The organism is Streptomyces similanensis (assembly GCF_039543625.1).
In the GTDB taxonomy this organism is placed as follows: Bacteria; Actinomycetota; Actinomycetes; order Streptomycetales; family Streptomycetaceae; genus Streptomyces; species Streptomyces similanensis.
The window spans coordinates 23793-31280 of the sequence record NZ_BAABKC010000127.1; the positions used below are offsets into that span (position 1 = coordinate 23793).

General features: G+C 74.8%; 6 protein-coding genes. 1 reads left to right on the forward strand and 5 read right to left on the reverse strand.

Going from position 1 to position 7488, the window contains the following annotated elements; all coding sequences use genetic code 11:
• Positions 1-29: 29 nt before the first annotated feature.
• From hutH to ABEB07_RS34495, 5 genes are all read right to left on the reverse strand, one after another.
• Positions 30-1568, reverse strand: a complete 1539-nt coding sequence (gene hutH / locus ABEB07_RS34475; protein WP_345671983.1) for a histidine ammonia-lyase — start codon at positions 1566-1568, stop codon at positions 30-32.
• Positions 1569-1739: 171 nt separating this feature from the next.
• On the reverse strand, positions 1740-2891 hold the full coding sequence (locus ABEB07_RS34480) for a GGDEF domain-containing protein (protein WP_345671978.1): 1152 nt from the start codon (positions 2889-2891) through the stop codon (positions 1740-1742).
• Between the two features lie 325 nt (positions 2892-3216).
• On the reverse strand, positions 3217-4011 hold the full coding sequence (locus ABEB07_RS34485; RefSeq protein WP_345671979.1) for an enoyl-CoA hydratase/isomerase family protein: 795 nt from the start codon (positions 4009-4011) through the stop codon (positions 3217-3219).
• A gap of 901 nt (positions 4012-4912) precedes the next feature.
• Positions 4913-6049, reverse strand: coding sequence for an adenylate/guanylate cyclase domain-containing protein (locus tag ABEB07_RS34490; RefSeq protein ID WP_345671980.1), 1137 nt, complete (start codon positions 6047-6049; stop codon positions 4913-4915).
• 212 nt (positions 6050-6261) lie between these two features.
• Positions 6262-7143, reverse strand: coding sequence for a biotin--[acetyl-CoA-carboxylase] ligase (locus ABEB07_RS34495; protein ID WP_176150264.1), 882 nt, complete (start codon positions 7141-7143; stop codon positions 6262-6264).
• A gap of 110 nt (positions 7144-7253) precedes the next feature.
• Between ABEB07_RS34495 and ABEB07_RS34500 the strand changes: the two genes are divergently transcribed.
• A partial coding sequence (locus tag ABEB07_RS34500) for a carboxyl transferase domain-containing protein (protein ID WP_345671981.1) occupies positions 7254-7488 on the forward strand: 235 nt, incomplete at its 3' end.

A 7488-nucleotide genomic window follows, 5' to 3' on the forward strand; every position in this document is an offset into this window, starting at 1 on the left:
CCGCGAACCATCGCGGCGGGGACGGCCGTTCACCGCAACGGGCCGGTGACCGTCTCGGCCGCCGCGAGCAGTCCGCCGTCGTGCACGAAGGCGTCGGCGGCGGCCAGGTCGGGGGCGAGGAAGCGGTCCGGGCCGGGGCCGCCCACGCCCGCCGCCCGCGCGGCCTCGATGACCGCCCGGGTCGCGGGGGCCGGGGTCAGCCCCTCGCGCAGCTCCACGGCGCGGGCGGCGGCGTACAGCTCGATCGCGACGATCCGGGTCAGGTTGCCGACGGCCGTGCGCAGCTTGCGCGCCGCCGACCAGCCCATCGAGACGTGGTCCTCCTGCATCGCGGAGGACGGGATGGAGTCCGCGGAGGCCGGTACGGCCAGGCGCTTCATCTCGCTGACCAGCGCGGCCTGCGTGTACTGGGCGATCATCAGGCCCGAGTCGACACCGGCGTCGTCGGCGAGGAACGGCGGCAGGCCGTGGCTGCGGTTCTTGTCGAGCAGCCGGTCGGTGCGGCGCTCGGCGATGGAGCCGAGGTCGGCGGCGGCGATGGCGAGGAAGTCCAGGACGTAGGCGACCGGGGCGCCGTGGAAGTTACCGTTGGACTCCACCCGTCCGTCGGGCAGCACGACCGGGTTGTCGACGGCGGCGGCGAGTTCGCGCTCCGCCACGAGCCGGGCGTGCGCGAGGGTGTCCCGGCCGGCGCCGGCCACCTGCGGGGCGCAGCGCACCGAGTACGCGTCCTGCACGCGCGGGGCGTCGTCCTGGTGGTGGCCGGTGAGTTCGGAGCCCTTGAGGACCGCCAGCATGTTGGCGGCGGAGGCGCTCTGGCCCGGGTGCGGGCGGATGGCGTGCAGCTCGGGGGCGAGGACCTTGTCCGAGCCGAGGAGCGCCTCCAGCGACAGGGCGGCGGTGACGTCGGCGGACTTGTAGAGGGTGTCCAGGTCGGCCAAGGCCATGATCAGCATGCCGAGCATGCCGTCCGTGCCGTTGAGGAGGGCCAGGCCCTCCTTCTCGCGCAGCTCGACGGGCTGGATGCCGTGCTCGGCGAGCAGTTCGCCGGCCGGGCGGACGGCGCCGTCGGGGCCCTCCGCCTCGCCTTCGCCCATGAGGGTGAGGGCGCAGTGGGAGAGGGGGGCGAGGTCGCCGGAGCAGCCGAGGGAGCCGTACTCGTGCACGACCGGGGTGATGCCGGCGTTCAGGATGTCGGCCATGGTCTGCGCGACCTCGGGGCGCACGCCGGTGTGGCCGGAGCAGACGGTCTTCAGGCGCAGGAACATCAGCGCCCGTACGACCTCGCGCTCCACCCGCGGGCCCATGCCGGCCGCGTGCGAGCGGACGATGTTGCGCTGTAGCTGGGCGCGGAGTTCCGGGCTGATGTGCCGGGTCGCCAGGGCGCCGAAGCCGGTGCTGACGCCGTAGACGGGTTCGGGCTTGGCCGCCAGGGCGTCCACGATCTCCCGGGCCGCGGCGAGGGCGGCCAGCGCGGTGTCGGAGAGTTCGACCCGGGCGCCGGCGCGGGCCACGGCGAGGACGTCGGACGCGGTGACGCCGGTCGTCCCCACCACCACAGTGTGCATATCCATATTCAGGAGCGTACGCATTGAATGCGGGGATGTCACTAGTGGGTGACGTGGGTGACCCTTACCCGGGGGTGGCCGGGTTTCGGGGCTTGGAGGTGGTCGGGGTTCGGGGCCTGGAGGTGGTCGGCGTTCGGGGCCTGGAGGTGGTCGGGGTTCGGGGCGGGTGCCTCACGCGCGGCGGCCTCTGAAGCGGCGGCGCTCCGCCCGGAGTCGCGGGAGCGGGGACGACTCGTCCGCCAGGCGGACCACCGGGTCGTCGGGGCCCTCCCGGCCGGCCACCACCGGGCGGTCGGCGCGCAGCGCCTTCGCGCGGTACTGCGCCGCGTCCGCCAGCCGGAACAGCCGGCGGGCCGACGGCACCGGGCCGATGTCGTCCTCCGTCGACGCCACTCCGCACGCCACCCCCTCCCCCAGCTCCAGTTCCGCCGCGCGCCCGCACAGCTCCTCGGCCGCCTTGACCACCTCGTCGGCCGACGAACCCACCGCGAGCAGGCAGAACTCGTCGCCGCCCAGGCGCGCCGCGAGCGCCCCCGGCACCATCGCCCCGCACAGCGACAGCACCGAGCCGAAGCGCTCCAGGAGCCGGTCGCCGACCGCGTGGCCGAGGGTGTCGTTGACCCGCTTGAGGCCGTTGAGGTCGCAGACGACGAGGCTGACGGGCACTCCCTCGGCGCGGTGCCGCTCGATGGCCTCGTCCAGGCGCAGGTCCACGGCGCGGCGGTTCGCGAGACCGGTGAGGGCGTCGGTGAAGGCCAGCCGGTGGGCCTCCTCCAGCCGCTCCGTCTGCGCCAGGCCGGCGGCCACCACCGCCGCCAGGACGGTGGCGAAGTCCGCGTCCGCGCGGTCCAGCAGGGGGGCGCCGGTCCTGCGGGCGACGTACAGCTCGCCCCAGGCCCGGCCGTGCTGCACGATCGGGGCGACCACGCAGCAGCCGCGGCCCCTGCGGCGCAGGGCGGCCACTCGCTGGTGGCAGTAGCCGGGCCGGCCGGCGGCTTGGCCCTCGGCGGTCTCCACCCAGGCGTCGGGCTCGCCGCCGGAGGCCCAGCGTTCGTGCAGGAACTCGGTGATCTCCGGGAACTGATGCACCGGGTACGTCTCGTCCTCCGGGAACTCCTCCTCCTCGGGGGCGCGGTCGCCCACGTTCACCAGGACGCGCAGGCGGCCTCGGTCGCGTTCCCACACCGAGAGTGCGGCGAAGCTGCCCTCCAGCGCGCGGCACGCTCCCAGCGCCGCCGCGCGCCACGACTCGCGCGGAGTGTGCGCCGCGGCCATGCCCTGCGCCAACGCCACTACGGCGGCCAGCCGTCTGTTCTCACCCATCACCCCAGGCTAGGGATGTTTTGCCCGAACGGGGACTCGGACAACGGTGAGTGCGGGTGCGTGCGCCTCGGGGTGCGTCGTGGGTCGGGGCCGTGGTGGTGCGTCCAGCCCGCCGCACACGGACGTACGGCCCTGAGTCGCATGGGTTGAACTGGGATGTGACCGCAGTACGCGGCGGGCTCGGACGCACCACCACGGCCCGCTCCCGTCGTCGGGCGGGTGCGGGCCGTCGGGGGGCGCCCGCCGCGTCGGCCGCAGGGGCCACCGTCATACGGCGGCTGCGGGGCGGCTGGGGGGCGGCTGGGGGCGCTGAGGTGGGCAGGGGTTACTCGCCCGGCCAGGCCGGCGCGCGCTTCTCGTTGAAGGCCGCCACTCCCTCGGCTCGGTCCGCGGAGAAGGCCGTCGTGCGCCAGGCCGCGTCCTCCACGTCGAGGCCCGCCCGCAGGTCCAGGCCCTGACCCAGACGCAGGGCCCGCTTGGCGGCGCGTAGGCCGATCGGGGAGTTCGCCGCCATCCGCGCGGCCAGCGCCAGCGCCTCCGTACGGTCCTCGCCCTCGTCCACCAGCTGGTCCACCAGCCCGAGACCGTGGGCCTCGGCGGCCTCCAGGCGGCGGGCCGTGAAGATCAGCTCGGCCGCCCGGGCCGCGCCCACCCGCCGGGGCAGCAGCTGGGTGCCGCCGCCGCCCGGGATGACCCCTACGGACACCTCGGGCAGCCCCACCACCGCCGTCCGGTCGGCCACGATCACGTCGCAGGAGAGCGCCAGCTCGAAGCCGCCGCCCAGCGCGAAGCCGTGCACCGCGGCGATCGTCGGCATCGGCAGTTCGAGTACGCCGGTGTACGCCCCGCGCGCGACCGGTCGCTGCCGCATCAGGTCGGCGTCGCTGAAGGAGTTGCGCTCCTTGAGGTCCGCGCCGACGCAGAAGGCCCGCTCGTGCGAGGACGTCAGGACGACCACGCGCGCGTCCCGGTCCGCGGCGAGCGCCGCGCACGCCCCGGCGATGGCGCGGGCCATGTCGGTCGACACGGCGTTCATGGCCTTCGGCCGGTCCAGCACGAGCTCCGCGACGTAACCGTGCCGCCGCACCAGTACGAACTCGCCGAACCGTTCCTCGCTCATGACACCCTCCCGGTTAACGCGTGTTAACAAGACTGCTGGTCCGATCATCGCAGCCTTGCCTGTCCGGGGGAAGGGCGGTCGGCTCGGCGCGCTCCCCTTGTCGAGGTCCGGCAACCCGTTCGAGTGATATCTCGCCCGACTTCCGCATCATCCGCGTGTCGGCGCATAGCGTTCCACGGCGCACCTGGGGCGCGAGGGCATCGGGAGGACGGCGATGACGGACGGCAGTGCGGTGCGGGACGGTCGGGTTCCCCTGGGCGTCATCGGTGTGCGGGTCCGGGGGCGGCATCGGCGGCCCCGGGGGCGCAAGGCGCTGCTCGTCATCTGCGGTCTCGCCCTGGTCGCCGGTGCGCTCGGTCTCGTACGGCTGACTCCCGAGTACGCGGGCAGTGGGCTCGGGAACGGGAACGCCGAGGCGGAGACCCATGCGCCGCGCGCCACTCCGCAGGGGGAGGGTGAGGAGGAGAAGGGGAAGGGTGCTCGTGCGGGGGGTGGGGAGCGTTCGGGTGGGAAGGGGGCCGTCGCGTTGCCCTCCGTGCGGGTTCCCATGGGGGGTGCGGGGGGTGCCGCTGTGACGTGGGGCGGGGGCGGTGGCGGTGTCTCGGGGGTGGTGGCGGCGCCTTCCGGGGGGTCCCCGGGGGGTGCGGCGGGTGTGAGGGGTTGGGGGCGCGTCGTTCCGCGCGTCTCGGGGGCGGCAGCGCCTTCGGTCACCGCGTCTGCGCCTCGGCCTCAGTCGTCCGCCAGTGCGCGTGTCAGTCCGGTTCCGGTGCCGTCGCCGGCTCCGGGTCGTGGTGCGCCGGCCGCGTCGGGGAGTCCCGCTCCGGGGCCGTCCTCCGGGGGCGGCGGGCTGTGTCTTCCGGTCATCGGGCTGTGCGTCGGCCTCCGCTGAGCCGGGCGGGGGTCACGGCGCCGCGCTCTCGCGCCGGGTGAGCAGCCAGGGTTCGATCACGCCCAGGCCGCGGACCGGGCGCTGCCACGTCGGTTGCAGGGCGAAGCGGTACACCGGGGGCTCCTCGCCCTCCTTCTCCGCCGCCGCGGCGGCCTCGGCCGCCTCCGCCTCGGACGCGGGGGCGTCACCGGTACGGATCAGTTCCTCGGCGAACGCGCTGTCGACGAGCACCGCGTCCCGCGGGGCTATGGAGGTGAGGCGGGAGGCCAGGTTCACGGTCGTGCCGAAGACATCGCCCATTCGGGTGGTGACCGTGCCGAACGCCATCCCGACCCGCAGCTCGGGCATCGTCTCGTCGTTGCCCAGCGTCTCCACCAGCCGCAGGGCGATGTCGGCCGCCGTCCCCGCGTCGTCCGCCGCGTACAGCACCTCGTCGCCGAGCGTCTTGATCAGGCGGCCGCCGCGCGCGGCCACCAGGTCGGCGGAGGTCGTCTCGAAGGCCTCCACCAGCTCGCCCAGCTCCTCCTCCTCCATCCGGCGGGTCAGCCGGGTGAAGCCGACCAGGTCGGCGAAGGCGACGGCGAGCCGCCGGTCGACCATCTCCTCGTCGTCCGCCGCCTGCACCACCCGCCCGGCGGAGGCGGCCAGCTGGCGGCGCCAGACGTAGACCAGGAACTCCTCCAGCTCGGGCAGCAGCAGCTCGACGATCGGGTACGTCACCTCGGTGCGCGTCATGCCCGGCTCGGGCGGCTCGGTCAGACCCTCCAGGAAGGAGTCGATCTGCCACTCGGCCAGCCGGGCGGTGGTCTGCCCGGTGGACCGGGCCACCTGTACGGCCATGGCCTCGCTGAGCAGCCCGGCCTCGACCAGACCGGCGAGGCGCCGCAGGGCCAGGACGTCGGCCTCGGTCAGCGCCTTGGCCTGGCCTATGTCGGCGAAGCCCATGGCCCGCCAGAAACGGGACGCCAGTTCCATGGAGACACCGGCGCTGCGGGCCGCCTGGAAAGGGGTGTAGCGCCGCTCGGCGCCCAGGATCAGCTGTTCCAGTCGCAGTGCGAGCGGATCCTCGCCGGAGTCGGCGGCCTCGGCCTCCGGGTCCACCCGGCCGTCCGCGTCGTCCGCGCCGGAGCCCGTGTCGTCGACGGTCACCTGCTGCCCTTCCCATCTGCCACGGTCAGGTCTCGACCGGCCTCAACTCTACGGCAGGTGTGCGCCAGCTCACTCCGTCAGGTTGGGCCGAGGGGGGACCTGACCGGCGTCTTCTCGGGCCCCGGCCCCCTCGGCGGGCCGAGGGTCCGCCGTGGGGAGCAGGCCGGGCCGGGCCCCCGCCCGCCCGGCACGTACGCGGGGGCGGCCGGGTGTCACGCCGGGCGCAGATGGACGATGTCGCCCGCTCCCACCGGCTCCTGCACGCCCTCCCGCGTGGCGAGGACCAGCCGGCCGTCTCCGTCCACCGCCACCGCCTCGCCGATCAGCGACCGGTCGCCCGGCAGTTCGGCGCGCACCCGGCGGCCCAGGGTGGCGCAGCCCGCCGCGTACGCCTCCTGGAGGCCGCCGACGGCCGGGTCGCCCCCCGCGGCGCGCCAGCGGCCGTACCAGTCCTCCAGCGAGCGCAGCACCGCCCGCAGCAGCGTGTCGCGGTCGGTGCTCACCGCGTCGGCCAGGGCCAGCGAGCCGGCCTGCGGGACGGGCAGCTCGTCCGCGCGGAGGGTGACGTTGATGCCCACGCCGATGACGACGCCGTCGTTCCCGGCCCGCTCGACCAGGATGCCGCCCGCCTTGCGCTCCTCGCCGCCGACGGTGACCAGCAGGTCGTTCGGCCACTTCAGCGCCGTGTCGACGCCGGCCGAGCGGGCCAGTCCGGTGGCCACCGCCACCCCGGTGAGCAGCGGCAGCCAGCCCCAGCGGGCCACCGGCACCTCGGCGGGCCGCAGCAGCACCGAGAAGAACAGTCCGGAGCGGGCCGGGGCGGTCCACCGCCGGTCCAGGCGGCCCCGCGCCGCGGTCTGCTCCTCCGCGATCAGGACGGCGCCCTCGGCCGCCCGGCCGGCCTCGGCGGCGGCCACCAGGTCCGCGTTGGTGGAGCCAGTGCGCTGCACCACGTCCAGCGCCGACCACAGGCCGTCCGGGCGGACCAGGCCGCGGCGCAGCGCCGTGGCGTTGAGGGGCGGGCGGTCCAGGTCGGACCAGCGGCTCGCGGCGGGGCCGTTGGAGGAGCCGTCGTCTGCGTCACGAGGTGTCATGCGAGCCAGCCTAGGTGTGGCAAACGCCGCACTGCCGATCGGTGGGGCCGCCACTACGCTACGGCTGAGTAACCGTCCCCCCTTTTGAGCAGGCAGGGAGCCGCATCCCGATGTCCGAGCCGGAAGAGCGTCCAGAGATCAACGAGATCGACCTCCACACCACCGCGGGGAAACTCGCGGACCTTCAGCGGCGCATCCAGGAAGCGACGCACGCCGGCTCCGCACGCGCCGTCGAGAAGCAGCACGCCAAAGGCAAACTGACGGCCCGTGAACGCATCGAACTCCTCCTGGACGAGGACTCCTTCGTCGAACTCGACGAGTTCGCCCGGCACCGCTCCACCCACT